Source organism: Paenibacillus silvae, assembly GCF_014639235.1.
In the GTDB taxonomy this organism is placed as follows: Bacteria; Bacillota; Bacilli; order Paenibacillales; family Paenibacillaceae; genus Paenibacillus; species Paenibacillus silvae.
In genome coordinates this window covers 490,953-508,786 of sequence record NZ_BMFU01000003.1, presented here as the reverse complement: position 1 = coordinate 508,786, position 17,834 = coordinate 490,953, and the positions used below count along the sequence as shown (strand labels likewise).

Annotated in this window: 16 protein-coding genes and 1 other annotated feature (1 of these 17 only partly in view); of the genes, 10 read left to right on the top strand and 6 right to left on the bottom strand. The window is 48.4% G+C overall.

Going from position 1 to position 17,834, the window contains the following annotated elements; translation table 11 throughout:
- Positions 1 to 18 precede the first annotated feature (18 nt).
- Entirely contained in the window at positions 19 to 774 is a 756-nt protein-coding gene (locus tag IEW26_RS13240) for an ABC transporter permease (protein ID WP_373288474.1), read from the top strand.
- A gap of 308 nt (positions 775 to 1,082) precedes the next feature.
- Positions 1,083 to 2,159 carry an AI-2E family transporter gene (locus tag IEW26_RS13235; RefSeq protein WP_145403447.1) on the top strand — a complete coding sequence of 359 codons (1,077 nt, stop codon included), beginning with the start codon at positions 1,083 to 1,085 and terminating at the stop codon, positions 2,157 to 2,159.
- A 116-nt stretch (positions 2,160 to 2,275) separates the two neighbouring features.
- Here IEW26_RS13235 and IEW26_RS13230 read toward each other — a convergent pair whose 3' ends face one another.
- On the bottom strand, positions 2,276 to 3,628 hold the full coding sequence (locus IEW26_RS13230; RefSeq protein WP_188592742.1) for a hemolysin family protein: 1,353 nt from the start codon (positions 3,626 to 3,628) through the stop codon (positions 2,276 to 2,278).
- A gap of 369 nt (positions 3,629 to 3,997) precedes the next feature.
- Between IEW26_RS13230 and cls the strand changes: the two genes are divergently transcribed.
- Both cls and IEW26_RS13220 read left to right on the top strand, forming a co-directional pair.
- Positions 3,998 to 5,437 carry a cardiolipin synthase gene (gene cls, locus IEW26_RS13225; RefSeq protein ID WP_188592741.1) on the top strand — a complete coding sequence of 480 codons (1,440 nt, stop codon included), beginning with the start codon at positions 3,998 to 4,000 and terminating at the stop codon, positions 5,435 to 5,437.
- Between the two features lie 354 nt (positions 5,438 to 5,791).
- Positions 5,792 to 6,703, top strand: a complete 912-nt coding sequence (locus tag IEW26_RS13220; RefSeq protein WP_145403445.1) for a YitT family protein — start codon at positions 5,792 to 5,794, stop codon at positions 6,701 to 6,703.
- Positions 6,704 to 6,773: 70 nt separating this feature from the next.
- On the opposite strand, the gene ligD is transcribed toward IEW26_RS13220, so the two are convergent.
- The 5 genes from ligD to ku all read right to left on the bottom strand — a co-directional run bounded on the left by ligD (position 6,774) and on the right by ku (position 13,052).
- Positions 6,774 to 7,664 carry a non-homologous end-joining DNA ligase gene (gene ligD, locus IEW26_RS13215; protein ID WP_188592740.1) on the bottom strand — a complete coding sequence of 297 codons (891 nt, stop codon included), beginning with the start codon at positions 7,662 to 7,664 and terminating at the stop codon, positions 6,774 to 6,776.
- Between the two features lie 88 nt (positions 7,665 to 7,752).
- On the bottom strand, positions 7,753 to 8,703 hold the full coding sequence (locus IEW26_RS13210; protein WP_188592739.1) for an ATP-dependent DNA ligase: 951 nt from the start codon (positions 8,701 to 8,703) through the stop codon (positions 7,753 to 7,755).
- Positions 8,704 to 8,785: 82 nt separating this feature from the next.
- Positions 8,786 to 9,883, bottom strand: coding sequence for a GerAB/ArcD/ProY family transporter (locus tag IEW26_RS13205; RefSeq protein WP_188592738.1), 1,098 nt, complete (start codon positions 9,881 to 9,883; stop codon positions 8,786 to 8,788).
- A gap of 308 nt (positions 9,884 to 10,191) precedes the next feature.
- Positions 10,192 to 11,061, bottom strand: coding sequence for a VOC family protein (locus tag IEW26_RS13200; RefSeq protein ID WP_188592737.1), 870 nt, complete (start codon positions 11,059 to 11,061; stop codon positions 10,192 to 10,194).
- Positions 11,062 to 12,140: 1,079 nt separating this feature from the next.
- Positions 12,141 to 13,052 (bottom strand): non-homologous end joining protein Ku, encoded by a 912-nt coding sequence (ku, locus tag IEW26_RS13195; RefSeq protein ID WP_145403440.1) that lies wholly within the window; start codon positions 13,050 to 13,052, stop codon positions 12,141 to 12,143.
- A 211-nt stretch (positions 13,053 to 13,263) separates the two neighbouring features.
- Here ku and IEW26_RS13190 point away from each other — a divergent pair, with 211 nt between their 5' ends.
- The 6 genes from IEW26_RS13190 to tsaD all read left to right on the top strand — a co-directional run bounded on the left by IEW26_RS13190 (position 13,264) and on the right by tsaD (position 17,070).
- Positions 13,264 to 13,563: a hypothetical protein gene (locus tag IEW26_RS13190; RefSeq protein WP_229729841.1), complete on the top strand. Its 300-nt coding sequence runs from the start codon at positions 13,264 to 13,266 to the stop codon at positions 13,561 to 13,563.
- Positions 13,564 to 13,567: 4 nt separating this feature from the next.
- Positions 13,568 to 13,744 carry an H-type small acid-soluble spore protein gene (locus tag IEW26_RS13185; protein ID WP_111270532.1) on the top strand — a complete coding sequence of 59 codons (177 nt, stop codon included), beginning with the start codon at positions 13,568 to 13,570 and terminating at the stop codon, positions 13,742 to 13,744.
- 296 nt (positions 13,745 to 14,040) lie between these two features.
- Positions 14,041 to 14,526: a tRNA (adenosine(37)-N6)-threonylcarbamoyltransferase complex ATPase subunit type 1 TsaE gene (gene tsaE / locus IEW26_RS13180; RefSeq protein WP_188592736.1), complete on the top strand. Its 486-nt coding sequence runs from the start codon at positions 14,041 to 14,043 to the stop codon at positions 14,524 to 14,526.
- A 104-nt stretch (positions 14,527 to 14,630) separates the two neighbouring features.
- Positions 14,631 to 15,482, top strand: coding sequence for a tRNA (adenosine(37)-N6)-threonylcarbamoyltransferase complex dimerization subunit type 1 TsaB (gene tsaB / locus IEW26_RS13175; RefSeq protein WP_188592900.1), 852 nt, complete (start codon positions 14,631 to 14,633; stop codon positions 15,480 to 15,482).
- Positions 15,483 to 15,499: 17 nt separating this feature from the next.
- Positions 15,500 to 16,021, top strand: coding sequence for a ribosomal protein S18-alanine N-acetyltransferase (rimI, locus tag IEW26_RS13170; RefSeq protein ID WP_229729840.1), 522 nt, complete (start codon positions 15,500 to 15,502; stop codon positions 16,019 to 16,021).
- Positions 16,018 to 17,070 (top strand): tRNA (adenosine(37)-N6)-threonylcarbamoyltransferase complex transferase subunit TsaD, encoded by a 1,053-nt coding sequence (tsaD, locus tag IEW26_RS13165; RefSeq protein WP_188592735.1) that lies wholly within the window; start codon positions 16,018 to 16,020, stop codon positions 17,068 to 17,070. Before rimI ends, tsaD begins: the two co-directional genes overlap by 4 nt.
- Positions 17,071 to 17,608: 538 nt before the next feature.
- Positions 17,609 to 17,834, top strand: a binding site (T-box leader); it runs 134 nt beyond the window's last position.

Here is a 17,834-nt window from a genome sequence, read left to right as displayed (position 1 = left end):
CTGTTACTGAATGAAAACATGAAGGTATTTCGTCGGGTACGTACCTGGGTCATGCTGGCTATTCTGGCACTGATCTCGATACTGATGCCTGTGTTAATGCGGGAAGGCTTTGGATCGAGTGAGGTCATATACTGGCAAGCAGCGGTTACAGCGGTTCAGGTTACATTTTTCCTCAACACGATCTTCTGTGTCGTGATCGCAGCGGAGTCGGTTGCAGGGGAATTCACTTGGGGAACGATCAAGCTGTTGCTGATTCGTCCGTGGTCACGCAGCAAAATTCTGGCTTCCAAATATTTGACTGTAGTGGGGTTCAGTATTTTGAGTACACTGCTGGTCATTGGTATGGCCATGCTCACCTCGTATATTCTGTTCTCTCATGATGCGCCGGCGGGAAGTGGTGTAACAGCAGCTAATGCGCTAACGATGTGGGGATATCTGTATATTGATCTGTTCATTACACTTGCGATTGCTTTTATGGTATCTTCGGTATTTCGTTCGGGCGCTCTTGCCATCGGTCTGTCACTGTTTATTATGTTTACGCAAAACATATTCTCATTGATCTTTAATCCCGACCGTTATGCATGGGCCAAATATGTTTTGTTCAACAATATGGATCTGAGCAAATATATGAATTCTTCATCGGATATAGGTTTGCTGAACGGTCCGAGCGACGGCATGACGCTAGGGTTCTCCTTGGCAGTGCTCGCCGTATATTATGTCATCTTTATGGTTATTTCCTGGGTGGTATTCAGCAAGAGAGACGTGGCAGGTTAACACCTGCCTCTTTTTTTTGTTTGCCTGAGGCATAGCTGTTCATTCCGGGTACATACTGGTATTGTAAAGTTAGATAACTTGAACTAAAGATTTTACATAATCCACTCCGATGACAGAATAACCTTCCAATCGCTGTTATCCCCAGATTTTTTCGATTCCCCTTTCCAAAGGGGAAAATCTGGTGATAAAGGCGACCGCTCCGCTTTTTCGGGTTTTTTCTGTCCTCTCCGTTCATATGTAAATGAATAGTTCAACTTATAGATATATATTAAGCTTTCATATGGTAGCGCACGGAGGGATCACACCGCTTGATAAACAATAAATTTTACCGCGTATGCACAGCCATTATTTTGATTCTGCTGATCGTTTATCTGGGAGATAAAGTGAATTTTATTTTCCGCCCGCTGACTTCCCTGATCCATATCATTATTATTCCATTGCTCATTGCAGGATTTTTCTATTACCTGCTGCGCCCGCTTGTGGATTTCATGGAACGGCACAAGATCAAGCGTGCTCTGTCGGTACTGATTATTTATGTAGCCATAGGACTTTTGATTGCGGGTTTCAGTGTTCTGGTGTGGCCATCCCTGCGGGAGCAGCTGTGGAATTTTATTGAAAATACACCCGCACTGATCTCTTCTCTGGTGGAGCAGATTAAGGCGCTGGAGAACAACCGCTTCCTGGCCCGGTACATGCCTGAGAATTCGGATATATTTACGAGATTCTCCCAGTATCTAAGCCAGGGCATTACGCAGGTCACCGATTATGTTTCGGGCTTATTTTCGGTGGTGTCCAATCTGGTCGTTATTTTGGCGACGTTCCCGATCATGCTCTATTACATGCTGAAGGAAGGCAGCAAATTCGGTACGAATCTGACACTGCTGCTGCCAAGACATTACCGAAAAGACGGGGAAGAAACGGTTCATGAGATCGATGAGGCGTTAAGCAATTATATTGTGGGCCGCGTGATTGTTAATGTGGCGCTTGGTATTCTAATGTTTATCGGCTTTGTTATTATTGGCCTGCCCTATGCGCTGTTATTGACGGTGGTTTCAATTATTCTGAACTTTATCCCTTATGTGGGAGCGTTGCTGGCAGCAATTCCTGTTGTGATCGTGGCTTTTATCGATTCCCCTTCGATGGCGTTGTGGTCTCTGATTATTATCGTCATCGCACAGCAGATTCAGGATAATCTGATCTCACCCTATGTATATGGCAAACAGCTCGATATCCATCCGTTGACTACAGTTATTCTGCTGCTTGTGGGGGCTGATCTGGGTAACATTCTCGGCATGATTATCATTATTCCGCTGTATATGATTCTGAAGATCATATTCCGTAAAATACAGAATCGCATCGTTGAGGATAAAGCAGTGGACAAATAAGCTTTAAGCCGAGTGGGTGTGGAGAGGAATGGATGGCGCGGCTGCTTCATGCATCACAATAAAAAGGTCTGTCCTCTTGTCATTGTGACGATAGGACAGACCTTTTCCAATATAAATTATACGTGAGCTTCCTTTTCGTCCTCGTCCGTGTAGTCTGACATGTTCAGCGGTTCTTTAGGCACAATTGCGACCTTGTAGAAACGATTTTTATCTTTTTCCAGCAGGACAAAGGTCAGGTTTTCGTATTCGTACTCTTCCTGTTCATTCATCTCCGGACGGTGGCTGTAAAGCCATCCACCAATCGTATCCCACTCGTACGCATCGAGAGAAGACATAAACATATCATTAACCTTCGACAGCGAGACCTTGCCATCCATAATGACATAGTGCTCATTCACGATCTGGATTTCTTCTTCTTCATCAGCGTCAAACTCGTCCCGAATCTCGCCGACAATCTGCTCCAGCACGTCCTCGATGGTAACAATACCGGAGGTGCCTCCGTATTCATCCACAAGCACAGCGATGTGAACGCCGTCCTTCTGCATTTTTTTGAGCAAGTCCTTGACCGGGGTGGTCTCATGAACAGCCGACACGGGCTGAATCAGGGAAGACAGGTCCACGGGTTCTGTATTGCCATACAGCTCGAGGAAAAATTGCTTCGTATTGATAATGCCGATAATGTCGTCCTTGCTCTCGTTAACTACCGGGAAGCGGGTATACTGTTCCTCTCGAATAATTTCAAGATTTTCCTCATTCGTTTTATTCAGATAAAGGCAGACCATATCGGTCCGGGGAACCATAATCTCTTTGGCCAGCATCTCGTCAAAAGCAAAGATTCGGCTTACATAACCAAATTCAGCCTGATTGATCTTGCCGCTCTCGAAGCTTTCATTGATAATGATCTGAAGCTCTTCTTCGGAGTGAGCATCTTCATGCTCGGAAGCAGGCTTGATGCCGAACAATTTGACCAGTTGGTTCGCAGAGCCGTTTAACAGCCAGATAAAAGGATACATCACTCGGTTGAACAAGATGATAGGTCCAGACGTCAACAGTGCTACAGTTTCGGCCTTGCGGATCGCAATGGTTTTTGGCGCCAGTTCACCTACAACTACATGCAGATAAGTGATCGCTACAAAGGCAATAACAAATGACAAGAAGGAAGCAAGGGCATCCGGGATATTCAAGCTTTCAAATACGGGATGAAGCAGCTTCTCAACCGTTGGCTCACCCAGCCAGCCTAGTCCCAGAGACGTAATGGTAATGCCGAGCTGACAAGCGGACAGATATCCGTCCAGATTAGCCACGGCCTGCTTTACCGCTAGTGCACGTTTGTTCCCTTCTGCAATCATTTGATCGATCCGGCTGGGACGAACCCGCACCAGAGCGAACTCCACTGCCACAAAAAATGCTGATAAACCTATCAAAAATGCAACTAAAACCAAATTTAACGCATACCTCTCACTGTCCATTCACTACTCTTCTCCTTTTAAGTAATAAGTTTTAACGAGTATTATATCTAATTTTACGTAAGAAGACCACCTCTCCCGAAGAAAAGAGGAAGAGTCTGGAAAGGTGAAACAGATAAAACAGCGCATTCACAAGGTTTTATTGCTAATTCACGGAATGAGAAGGGTGGGTATGTAAAATTTTATCTAATCATCCGTTACGAATATGACCTTCATTGGGTATCTATGATTAGCTGTGTGAAATATCGTCAAAGCTGGTTAAGTGAGAGCGCGGCATGATTATAACGAAGTGTATAGCTATGCGGGCTGAAATATTACGTTTTATGGTGAAAAGGCACAGTTTCACAGAGTATGACATAGAGGGGGAGCCGCATGTTTTGGCTGGTCATTATTTTACTTGTGTTTATTTTTCAGGCTGCCACCATTCTTTTGCTGGAATTTCGCAACCCGGCTAAAGCCGTGGCCTGGTTGTTTATATTGTTTTGCGTACCTTTGATTGGATTCGTCGTGTATTATTTTGTAGCTCAGGATTACAGCAAACGAAAAAAGCTTCGCAAGGGCGGCTCGCGGATCTTTCGGGAGATGCGTGAAACCATCTGGAAGCAAGCACGCATTGTCGATGATATTGCCCATATGCCTGGAGACCGTTACAACCACCAGCAGCGGCTGTTTAATTTGCTGTCCCATCTGTCCGAGAGTCCCATTACGGGCTGTAATCGGAGTAAAGTGCTTACGAATGGCGAAGAGGCATTCGCAGCCATGTTAAGGGAGATGGAGAAGGCTAAGCATCATCTGCATGTCGAGTTTTACATTTTTCGCGATGATGTCATTGGTACCCGGTTTCAAGAGTTGATGATCCGCAAAGCGAAGGAGGGAGTTAAGGTACGGTTCATCTGCGACGGGCTAGGGAGTCACAAGATGAGCTGGAGTTTTATCCGCAAGCTCCATGACGCAGGCGTGGAGTTTCATTTTTTCCTGCCGCCGCTGATTGCAACGATTGATCGCCGGGTCAATTACCGCAACCACCGTAAAATTGTCGTAGTGGATGGCAAGGTGGGTTTTGTTGGCGGGATTAACGTGGGGGATGACTATCTGGGACAATACCCGGAGGTGGGCTTCTGGCGGGATACCCATGTGCAGATCGAGGGGGATGCGGTTTATTTTCTGCAGAGTACGTTTCTGAATGACTGGAAGCTGGCCTCGGGCAAACGTATTATGGAGCCGCAGCTCGGGGAATTATTCCCGCCGCATATATGCAGTGGAGATGAACGTATCCAGATTCTCGGGAGCGGACCTGACCAGGATTGGGATGCAATTCAGGAGATGTGTTTTGGAGCGATATCGGTTGCTTGTGAACGAATCTACATTACTACGCCGTACTTTATCCCTGATCCGGCTCTGTACGAGGCTCTCAAAACCGCTGCGGTCAGCGGAGTTGATGTGCGAATTATCATTCCATACCAATCGGATTCAAAGCTGGTGCACCTGGCATCACTTTCCTATCTTGAAGAGCTGCTGCGAGCCGGAGTGAAGTTCTATCAGTACAGGAAAGGCTTTGTTCATGCCAAAGTGATGATTGTGGATGAGCTGCTGGCAACGGTAGGCACAGCGAACATGGATATGCGCAGCTTTTTCTATAACTTTGAACTAACGGCTGTATTGTTCGAACGTTCTTCCATCCATCGTCTGCTTGCGGATTTTGAACGTGATCTCGAGGTGTGCAGTCAGATTGATACACAGCAATTTCAACATCGCTCACGCTGGCAAAAAGGGGCTGAAATGCTTTCTCGCATGCTTTCTCCGCTTCTTTAGCCGATTTAGGGCAAATTTCTGAAGATAAATTCACTTTTTGCGAATTTATCTTCTTTTTGCTAACTATTTTGCTCTAGTTTGATCTTTTATGATATAATAGTTATATAAATCATGTCTTGGCGAAGGAGGGGAGTCTGCGGGAAACAGGCTCCCTTTTGCTCTCTTTTGGAAGTGTGATCCGGCAAGAAGTACATCTTGAATCTATTTTATATCGCCTTTAGATGCCCAGTTTGGCTGTTGGGTCAGAGTACATGCAGAATGAATTCATGCTCGTTTTCTACATGGAGCTTCCCCGTGGAGTCATTTAATGGATATATAAAATGGATTCACATTCTGATTTTACGGGGGGATACCATGTCCAATGTAACGGTGAAAGAATTAACGGCCAAGCAAGCTGACCGCGGCGTCAAAAGCTCGGTGTTCACGCTGAAGTTTCTGCAGCGTATTGTTATGATCCTGATTGGTGCTGTGCTCATGGCTGTATCGCTTGAAGTGTTCCTCGTGCCAAACGGCGTTATCGATGGCGGCATCACGGGCATCTCGATTATGGTGTCAGAGCTTACGCATCTGCCGCTGGGGATATTTCTGACTTTACTCAATCTGCCGTTCCTGATTCTGGGTTACAAGCAGATTGGCAAGACCTTTGCCTTATCCACATTACTCGGGATCGTTGTAATGTCCATCGGAACCTCTTTACTCCATAGTGTACCGGCGCTTACACCGGGCGAACCGCTTCTTGGGGCTGTATTTGGCGGATTGATTCTGGGTGTAGGGGTAGGTCTTGTGATTCGTTCCGGAGGTTCACTTGACGGTACGGAGATTGTGGCGATTCTGTTCAGTGAGAAGTCACCGCTGTCCGTCGGACAGATTGTGCTGATCATTAACGTATTTATCTTTGCCGGGGCCGGATTTGTATTCGGCTGGCCAAATGCCTTGTATTCCATGATAGCCTATTACATCGCGATGAAGATGATTGATATCGTGAATGAGGGTCTGGATCAATCGAAGTCTGTCTGGATTATCAGTGAGAAGTATCGTGATATTGGTTCGGCATTGACGGATCGTCTGGGACGGGGGGTAACGTACCTGGACGGAGAGGGTGGTTTCAGCGGAGATGAGAAGAAAATTATTTTTGTTGTCATTACTCGTCTGGAAGAGGCGAAGCTGAAGTCCATCGTTGAGGATTGGGACCCGCAGGCCTTTGTCGCTATTGGTAACATTCACGATGTGAAGGGCGGACGTTTCAAGAAAAAAGGTATTCACTAGCGATTCTTGCGTAGTCATCATTATTCATGTGGCATACAAATAGCCGATATCCTGAATGACAGGGTATCGGCTATTTTTTCTTCAGATGTTTCAGGATCAGCTCAACCCGCTGCGGAGGAACGGCTGCAACCAGATCGCCAACTTGGTTCAGACGTTCGATGATATTCATCAGATGATAATCCTGAATGGATACATCACGACGTACCTCATCCCAGGTCAGGGGTGTGGAGACGGTTCCGCCTGGCTTGGCGCGAGGTGTGTAGGGTGCCGCGAGCGTTTTGCCGCCATAATGCTGGAGATAATCAAAATAGATGCGATCCCCCCGGTCCTTTTTCAGCCGTTCCAGTGTAAACAATTTCGGATGCTTCTGCGTAACATATTGACCGACAAAATAACCGATCTGCCTCAATTCATCAAATGTCACACCTGGGGTTATAGGCACAATGATCTGAACGCCTGTGGCGCCGGACGTTTTCGGGACAGATTGCAGTCCGAGCGAGGATAATGTTTCGCCTACAATTAACGCGGCCTGCATGATTCGTGGCTCATGCTCCATGGATGGGTCCAGATCAATCATCCATTCACACGGAAGCGTGCTGTTGATGGCATGCAGTGAAGGGTGGAATTCAAGGGCTGCCAGATTTCCTAGCCAGAGCAACGAAGGGAGTTCATTCATGATGATGTAGCGGATGCCTTCATGCTCATGTGTGTGTACAAAATCGGGAATGGGCTCCGGTGCGTTCTTCTGATAAAAGAACGTTCCTCCGGCGCCATGAGGATAGCGGATGGTTGTTAGCAAACGATCTCGCGTATATGTCAGCAGATACGGAGCCAGTGCAGCCAGCTTTTGCAGATAGATGGCTTTGGTGACACCTGCTTCCGGCCATAACAGCTTGTCCGGATTGGTGACGGTGAGCTCCACTCCCTCAATAACAATGGAGCCAGTAACTTTCTGTGGCATAGAAACACCTCCAGTTTATCGAACGATGATGATTGTACAAAGTGAACGTGCAAAGGACAGATATGATGGGGGAACTCCACCCGATAGCTCAATGTTCGAGCTGGCTGATCGGACAATCTTCAGGCGTTACCTCGGCGAAGGTCTGAATGCTGGGATGACGCAGTGTATGATGATGAGTCAGCTCCATGTACTGCACCTTGAGGCCAAGCCGAGGTCTGATCCAGGTTGTCTCTGCACTGCGTTCAGGCGTGTTATAGAACGGCTTGTCATTCGTAATGAGCGGCTGAATCTGTGCTGTAAGCTCGCGCCAACTGGCGGCGCTCAGCTTGCCTGTTCCAACATGACCAATATAGATAAAATGAGGGCCGTCATATACACCAACAGCCACGGCATTGACAATTCCGCTGCGATAAGTGACGCCTCCAATCATGGCATAGAGATCATGCATAATTTTGACCTTCTGCCAGCGTGTATCTTTTCCATGAATTCCATAGGTGCTGGTGAGGTCCTTGCATACGATGCCCTCCATCTGATGTTGTCTCATGACCGTGAGCAGGGCGGCTGCATCCGGTGAGTTCGTCACTTCCTGCACGTGTTGGCCTGTGCAAAGCACTTCATGCAGTAACTTCTGACGTGCCGCCAGTGTTTGATCCGTAATCCATTTCCCTTCATAAAAGAGAATATCAAACACCATATAGGTGATTGGAATCTGATGTACGGCCTGTGCAATTGCATCCGGCTTGCTCATGCGATCCCGGCGAAGCACGTGATAAAAGGAGGGCTTCCCTGTATTCGGATCTAGTGCAATGATCTCGCCGTCAAGAATATAAGATGAGGCAGAGCACAGTTTACGCGGTTGCACCAATTCGGGATATTGAGCGGTACGGTCGTGCAGCCTGCGATTCACCAGACGCAGTTCCTGTCCATCCTCGTAGGCCAGCATACGCACACCATCCCATTTGATCTGGGCAACCCACTGTGAACCTGAAGGCAGTGTGTCTCGGGATACAGGTTCGAACGGAATGACTGGCTTCAACATGGAATACTCCTTTCCTACCCTTTCCTATTCTGTTCTTTCCTCATCTTATCGAATCATAATTTAATACGTGTGAGCGGAGGGGTTACTGTTTTTGCAGACGAAGTTTCATATAATGGAGCAGCAGCAGCAACAGCGGAAGGAAAATTCCGCAGGTCAAATCCCAGTCAATCCAGTACGGAATGACAACTTTCAGATAAAAGGTTTCATTCGGCGCGACCAGCAAAGAGAAGGTTAATATAAGCAGTGAACTTGGCAGAATCAAAATCCGATAGCTGGACAATCGAAATAGATGAGCCAGGCCAAGTGCAAAGCTATAGAAGAAAAGTACCGTTTTGAAAAAAACAGCGATGACCCAGACAGAAGCCATGAAGGCTTCAATCCGCTGCAGGAAATTTCCGATGTTAATCATTCGGGACAGATTAAAGGATGTAAACCAATGATGCTGTGTCAGAAAGGGTCCCAGAACAAGCAAACATATACTTAGTGTTAGCGTTAGCATTAAACCGCCAATCATACCCATGAGTAGAAAATCTCTTTTTAAATGCGTTCTGCGCTCTGTGTAGGGTAAAAGCATCATGAAAATGCACAATTCACAGTACGGATATGTAAGCACGGCAATAAAACCTTGGAAGGGGCTAAGAAGCCCTTGTCCAAGAATGGGCTTTATGTTCTCAAGTTCAGCTTTCGGCAGCAGGCAGAGTGTTAGAATGATCAGAAATAAAATGACCAGAGGCAAAAACATCTCTGCAGTTCTGCCGATATTAGGCAGTCCTGAACGCAGCCCCCATGCAAGTGCAATGATGAAAGTCAGATGTATTGCCCATAACGGCGAATTTTTCAATATTTCTGTGCCCATAAAATCGCCCATCTCACGGATAAAGGTTGATGAGCTGATTAGAAAATAAAAAATATAAAACACACTAACGATTGCACCAATCCATGGTCCCAGAATTCGAAACACATGTTCGATCAGATTCAGACGCGGGTTCATATTATAGACAGCCAGCATAATCAGGAGCACGCCCATTCCTCCTGCTACGCCTACTAAGGAGGAGATCCAGGCATCCTGCTTGGCATAGGATGTAATCATGGAAGGGAAGAAAAGAATCTGCTCCCCGATTGTGCAAAGGAACATAAGCGAAGCAAGCTGCCTGACGGTCAAACGTCCCTTTTCAATCATTCGTTAAATCTCCTTCATCTGTCATGGTCTGGATTAAGTTAGGATGTGCCAATACTTCTGTTTTTATCAACCATATAGAAATAAGCCTGAACCGCTCATTCTCGGCATTAAAGCTTGTGAGAGATGAGGGTCAGGCTTTTTTGGATGTAACCTGTATGGACAGGAAATATTCCAAGAGTAAGAGGAGAAGCAGTGTGAGTAACGAGCAGGCGATTGCGTATACGGCTGTTACGTGCCTGCTGACTATGCTTTTCATGAGAAAAACGTGTACTCGGCACTGTATATAGTGTGAAGTGGCAGGTTAAAGCTTATGCTTCAGCAATCAGGCGGATGCCGATGTTCTGCGGGTCGGTTGCGTACCATACCCCACCATCGTGAGTAACCGTAATGCCGGATTGACTTAAACGCTGTGCCGCCTGTTCTGCTTCATGGGCATGGGTGTATACGATTGTAAAATAGTCGATGCCGGTAGCGTTCGCCGGGTTAACTGGAGCATTAACACCTGCCCAGATGTTCAGCCCGAGGTGGTGATGGTACCCGCCAGCGGATACGAATAATGCAGACATATTGGCGAAGTTGCCTACAATGTCAAATCCCAGAATACCGGAGTAAAAGCTGCGTGCTTCTTCCAGACTGCGAACGTGAAAGTGAACATGACCAATCACCGTGCCAGCAGGCAGACCGCTCCAGACTGCATCGGCAGAAAGGTCAAACAGACTCTGCACATCCACCGGATCGGTAGCCATGATGTAATTATTATCGGCATCACGTCTCCATGTGTCACGTGGTCGGTCAGCGTAGATTTCAATTCCGTTCAGATCAGGGTCGGAAATATAAAAGGCTTCACTCACCAGATGATCGCCTTGACCAATGTCTATTCCGGATGCTACGAGATTACGAACGGCAAGTCCAAGCGACTTGCGGTCAGGCAGGAGAATAGCAAAATGGTACAGTCCGGCATGAGTGCGTTCAGGCAAAGTGATGCTGTTGCTTACTTCTTCAAGGCGTAAAAGAGAATGGAGGCCGTCTGCGGTCAGCGTAGCGACCTGATCTTGCCTTGTCAGCAATTTTAAACCGACAACCTTGGTATAAAACAGGATGGAACGATCCAGATTGCTGATTTTCAGACTGACTTCACCCAAATGGGTCGTTGCTGGAATTTGGTAAGTGGTGCTCATGATAATTTCCTCCTTAAATGTGAGTTGGATTGATACAATCCGAGGTTGAGCTGCTAAGGGAAAAGGTCGAAACACCAATACTGGTGAACCACACTGATTCGAAAATAAAGTTATGGAACCTATGGAGTCTAAGAAATGGAGCCTAAAAGCAGATAAGAAATAGCCGGACCTAGCTATCTAAATATAAATAAGTTACTTTTCATAAGTTAATATAAAATATAAACTTTTGTTCGTCAACGTAATTTTTCAAGGTAACTTAGAATTAACGACTTTATGATGACTATCGGGTGCAGATCATAAACTTAAAAAAGCTTATCAGCTAGAAGGCCGATAAACGTATGGTGTGTCTGAAAACACTGAGGGATGTAAATTTTGCAGAATATTGCTCTAAGCCAGTAACCTCCCGGCGGTGTGCCGGGCATGTCAAAGGAAAGTGACGCAGGATAGGGGCCGAAAGGGGCCAAAGATGAACTTCAGAGCTTGAAGGCACACCCCATGTTGCAGACCACCTTGTCATGAGACAGGGCACCGCGTATTGAGAGCTCTTCCAAGTTGCGAAACATGCAAGCGAATATAAGTATTTCAAGCAGGTACAAGTTGGTGTAAACGCTAACGAATCGAGAATACGCTATTTGGCCTGAGTTAATCCAATTATAAACGTAACGATTCTGAGGAACGCTATATTTACCTTTTGCGCTAATTTTGCATGATTTTTCTTGTTATTGCAGCGAATAGCGTCTATAGGAATCGTTACATTCCTATATCCTCTAAAAAGGGCGGATTAGGGCTTGTGCGATTCGTTAGCGTGTAGATGAGCGTGCAGTGACATTAATAAGATGTTTCTGCAGAGTGTTGTAGCATAAGCAAGATGCTTCGCAAGGTGTTCAAGGTGTTAATGTAATGCAAGCTTCTAAATACCAAAGTCACAGTAAACCCCAAAGCAAAAACTCAAGCGAGTACCGAGGTTCGTATTGAAGCAAATACTATAGCTGGGGGCATGACAAAGTTACATACTAAACCCAAGTAATTGCCGAAGTCAGTACCAAAATCCGTATACTAAGCTGGCTCTCCAAGAGAGGTTATGTTTTTGGCTTGGCGGATGCTTTTTTGCGTTTGGGTGCAGCTGATGCATCGTTTTCTCCTCCGGCAGCCGCTTGAGTGGCTGTTTTGCGCGGAGCACGTTTTTTGGGCTTGGCGGTCGCTGTGCCAGGGTCTGCAGGAATTGGCTTAACCGCTTCGATACTGGCTTGAAGGGCAGCCATCAGATCCATGACGTTTGCTTCAGGTTTTGCAGGTGCAATCTTGATCTCCTCACCAGCGACCTTATGCTGAATGAGATCAAACAGCTTTGCCCGGTAATCATCGGTGTATTTGCCAGGCTCGAAAGGCGTAGATAACTGATCAATTAACAGCTTGGCCATGGTCAGCTCTTTTTCGTTAACATTCTGAACTTCAGGAAGGTTAGGAACCTGGGATACCGGGCGAATCTCGTCCGGGTAGAAAATGGTTTCCATCGACAAACAGTTCTCCAGTACACGAATGGCCGCAAGGCTGCTTTTGGAACGAATCGAGACTTTGGCAATGCCGATTTTTCCTGTATCCCGCATGGCGTTCATCAGCAGTTGATAGGCATTACCGCCCGCCTGATCGGGAGAGAGATAATAGGTTTTCTGAAAATAGATGGGATCAATATCCGTTAAATCTACAAAATCCAGAATGGTTATGGTTTTGCCGCTGGATTCGTTTAATGCTTCCAGTTCTTCTTTTTCGAACAGAACAAATTTCCCCTTTTCATATTCGTAACCTTTGGTAATCTCTTCCCATTGGACATCAACCTCGCAGGAGGGGCACTGGCGAACGTAAGCGAGCGGGCTGCCGCAGACCTTGTGGATATATCGCATGGAGATATCTTTGTCTTCGGTGGCTGAGAACATTTTGACCGGGACATGAACGAGACCGAAACTGATTGCACCTTTCCAGACCGTGTGCATAAAGACGCTCCTTTCTAATTTCTTTTTAATCATAGTATGGTCAGTTGAGATAAGGGATAGTCCTGTGTTTGCGGATTGTACCGAGTTATTCGTTAGAGAAGAAGATTCAGTTCAGAATGACAATGATGTGTGATGTGGGGACTTCTCGTTGCCTGTATGGTTCTGCAAGAGTCGGGGATGATAACAGTAACCAATCTGGGGAGGTGCCATGATGAAGCACAAGCGAGATGAGGAAGAGGCCCACAAGCATGCATTTACTCCTTATCCTCTGGAGGATGCCGAAAGTGCGGAGGAATTTTATACCCCTGCAACGTCTGTGAACTGGGAAGCGGTCACATCGGAGAAGCTGCCGCTGGACCGGGAATCGTTTATGCTCGATATTGATCGAATGGTCAATGAGGGTTTAGGCGGAGGTCAGGTCACGGAGGATAACGGCTATATTGGCGATAGTACGACAGACACGATGGTTCAGGAAACTCATGATGAAGACCCGGAAGGAGACTATGAATAATATGATGGATGCCAAGCGAGCTAAAGCAATTTATGATTCAAAGGACACGATTGCGGTGACCCTTGAGGGAGAGCCTGTCTGGATCGAAAATGTAGATGAAGCCAACGGTATGGCCACCGTGCAGGTAGGCAGCAGACCGGGGAATACGCAAACGGTACGGGTGGATCGTCTGGAGGAATAGGTGACCCTTGGGGCGAAGTTGCTTGATACCAATGTACTTGCTAACTGGAGAGAGGTCTAGTAAAGGGTATCACTATGCCCGTACATCGGGTTGATCCAACTCAGCCTTACTTGAACAACCGGTACCGACGTGGTGCCGGTTCTTTTGTTTCGATTTTTTGATGATAAAGCTAAAGAGATGGTTATGATGTCTAGGGTTTCCAGCAGTTCCCTTTGATGTTGCGGGCGAGGAAAGGGACCGATATAATAAGGGTCAAAGTGAACTCAGGCGGGAAGCCGTCAAAGGTGGGGCATATATTGAATCAGACGCATGAGCAGTGGGTATACCACTCGCATAACCTTGCAGATACAGAAGCGCTTGCGTCCGCACTTGCATTGCAGGCTCACCCTGGAATGGTGATTGCACTGGACGGAGATTTGGGCGCGGGTAAAACAGCATTTTCACAGAAGTTTGCCCGGCATTTGGGCATCAGGGATGTCGTCAGCAGTCCAACGTTCACGCTAATTAAGGAATACGAGGGGCGATTACCGCTGTATCACATGGATGTGTATCGCATTTCCCTGGAAGAAGCGGACGAGCTTGGGCTTGAAGAATATTTTTATGGGGCAGGCGTTAGTCTGGTAGAGTGGTCCAGCATTATTCCCGAGCTGCTGCCACAGGAGCACCTTCATGTGCAGATTGAGACAACGGGGCTGGAGGATCGAACGATTACACTGGATGGGTATGGCGAGGTATATGCCGCGCTGTGTCGACAGTTCAGACAGAATGGAGTTATAGGATGAACGAGGGTGTGGGAAAGAAGAGCGTGAATGAGGGTTTAGGAAAGAAGAGCGTGAATGAGGATGTAGAAAAGAAGATTGTGAATGAAGATGTTGAGAAAAAAAGTGTGACTGAAGATTTGCAAAATAAGCCGCGGCAGCGGTTTTTGGTGCTGGATACATCCACCGCGGTGATGGCCGCAGCGGTGATGGAGGAACGCTCGCTGCTGGAGGAGCGCAATGAACGTGCCGAGCGCAATCACTCGGTACACGTTGTACCCGTGATGGAGCAGCTGCTTGCTGCGAGCAGCACGGAGCCAGGCCAGCTGAGCGGCGTCGCCGTCGGCATTGGCCCGGGCTCGTACACGGGCATCCGCATTGCGGTGACCGCGGCGAAGACGCTGGCCTGGGCATGGGACATCCCCGTCGCCGGGGTGTCCAGCCTGCAGGCCCTCGCCTGGGGCGGCTGGCACAGCGGCCTCGCCGCCAAGGCGCAAGCTGCGGCAGAGCCTGCCGCAGCAGCCGGGGCTGGCGGAACGCCATCCGCGGACCAGGGCGGCACCAGTGCCGCCCCTGTCCACTGGATCGTTCCGCTCGTAGATGCGCGGCGCGGTCAAGCCTATACCGCGCTATTCGCCTCCGCCGGCGGCGATGCACCCCGCCGGCTGGCGCCGGATGCCATCCGCCGAATGGACGGATGGCTGGAGGAGCTCGCCGCCCGCCTGGCGGAGGCGGCGCCGGAAGAGCGGCCCGCTGCCGTCTGGATCGTCGGCGAGACGGGCCCGCATGCAGCAGCGGCAGAGCTGCGCTGCCCTGCTGGAACGGCGCTCCAGCTCGTCCCGTATGAGCTGGAGGGCCGCTGGATTGGGCGCCTTGGCGCCGAAGCGCTGCTTGCAGGTCAGCGTGACGACGTACATGCCTTGGTGCCGAACTACACCCAGCTGTCCGAAGCGGAAGCGAACCTGCTGCGCAAAGGCTGAAGGGAGAGGGAAAACGGATGGGCAACACAGCGATGGAAGGACAGGACGATCTGTTTCAGTTCAGACTCATGACGGTGGAAGACATACCCGATGTGATGGAGATTGAACATGAGGCATTTACCCTCCCTTGGACGGAAGAGGCTTTTCACAATGAACTGAAGCATAATCATTTTGCTAAATATATGGTCATGGAGCACGGCGGCACAGCGATCGGTTATGCAGGCATGTGGACGATTATGGACGAGGCCCACATTACCAATATCGCGGTGAGAAAAGCATATCAGGGTCGCAAGCTGGGCGAGAAGCTGCTGGACGAGTTGATGAAAACAGCAGCGTACCTCGGCATGGAACGAATGACGCTGGAGGTCAGAGTATCCAATATTGTGGCCCAGAACTTGTATCAGAAAAAAGGGTTTGAATCGGCAGGTCTGCGCAAAGGATACTACTCCGATAATGGAGAGGATGCAATGATCATGTGGGCGGCACTGCCGCCTGTCAGCCGGAGCGGCGAAGAGGAAGGAAGCGTACTGGATTCATGAACGATCTTATAGATAAGCAAGGCTCCGCCTCATCCTATATTTTGGCGGTGGAAACCAGCTGTGATGAAACATCGGTAGCGGTGGTCAAGGATGGACATGAAGTGCTGTCCAACCTGATCTCCAGTCAGGTGGAAACACATAAAGCGTTTGGCGGAGTTGTTCCCGAGGTGGCTTCGCGTAAGCACGTTGAAGTCATCACACTGATGCTGGAGCAGGCAATTGAACAGTCCGGCATTCGTGCTCGTGACCTGAGCGCGATAGCAGTTACACAAGGCCCCGGCTTGGTCGGCGCACTGCTTGTGGGAATTGTAGCAGCAAAAACGCTCGCTATGGCCTTGGGCAAACCGCTCATCGGCACACATCACATAGCCGGTCATATTTATGCCAATCGCCTTGTACGTGAACTGCAATATCCGACAATGGCTCTTGTGGTGTCGGGCGGGCATACGGAGCTTGTGCATCTGGAGTCTGAAGGCAAGTTCAAGCTGATTGGCCGTACACGTGACGATGCTGTGGGTGAAGCGTATGACAAAGTGGCTCGTGCCCTCGGCTGTCCTTATCCGGGTGGACCGCACGTGGACCGCATGGCGTCCGAAGCGGATCACGCTGTGCCTTTGCCCAGGGTGTGGCTTGAAGCAGGGTCATATGACTTCAGTCTCAGCGGATTGAAATCGGCGGTGCTCAATGCACTGAATCAGGCCAAAATGCGCGGTGAAACGTTGGAGCCCTCTGCAGTAGCACGCGGGTTTCAGGAAGCGGTCGTTGAGGTTCTGGTGGAAAAAGCGGTGCGTGCCGTGCGTGAATACGGCTCGCGTCAGCTGCTCCTCTGCGGTGGGGTCGCAGCCAATCGAGGCTTGCGCACAGCGCTGCAGGAACGCTGTGTGAAGGAAGGGCTCGAGCTGGTCATTCCGCCAATGGAGTATTGTACGGATAATGCAGCCATGATTGGAGCGGCTGCTCATCTGAAATGGATTCGCGGTGAGGGTACTGATTTTGATGCAAAGGCAGACCCTGGACTTTCGCTGGAAGCATGGTCGGTACAATCCTGAGCGCAAAATAAATAGTTGACAGCGGTTTGAGAAGAATGTATATTAGTTACAAATTTAAGGAGATGTTCTCCTGAACCGTAAACAGATAAACGCAATGAACAGGAACAGTAGGGTTATTCCCGGTCATTAGAGAGCTGCGGGTTGGTGCAACGCAGACGAAGGACACCTGAAACTCACCTGGAAGCGGAACGATGGAACGCAGCTGTGCAGGAAAAGGCCTAAGGCCAAAGCTGGCAGTTGCAGTATATCGTTACGGTTTGCCCCCGTGAACGGGCCATTGAGATTGGTTTTTTTTTACAAACCGGGCTGGAGTTGCTCCATGGTCTGCGTTCAGTTGAAGAAATCAATACACAATACGAGGGGATTTTCAGCCTTTCAATGAACTGTGTATCTTTTATCACATCATGTGCAAGAGATAGCGGAATTGAACAGGGGGAAGTCAACAAGAGTGGTACCGCGAAGGTGAACAGCCTGTCGTCTCTTGCATTATGCAGGAGACGGCAGGCTTTTTTGATTTAGATTACATAAAACAATATCAGCAAAGGTAATGAACGGGAGCAGTAGAACGGTCAAGGCGCTCAGAGAGCTGCGGGTTGGTGCGACGCAGTGGCTGGAATCGTTTGAATCTCGCCCGGGAACAGAGCTTTGGAAATCTGGAATATGCTGAATGCCCTGCCTTACAAGGGAGCGGTATTAGACAGTAGTCCATGAGTACAAAGCAACGGCTAACCCCCGTTACAGGGTGTTTCTCTTGAATTCAATGG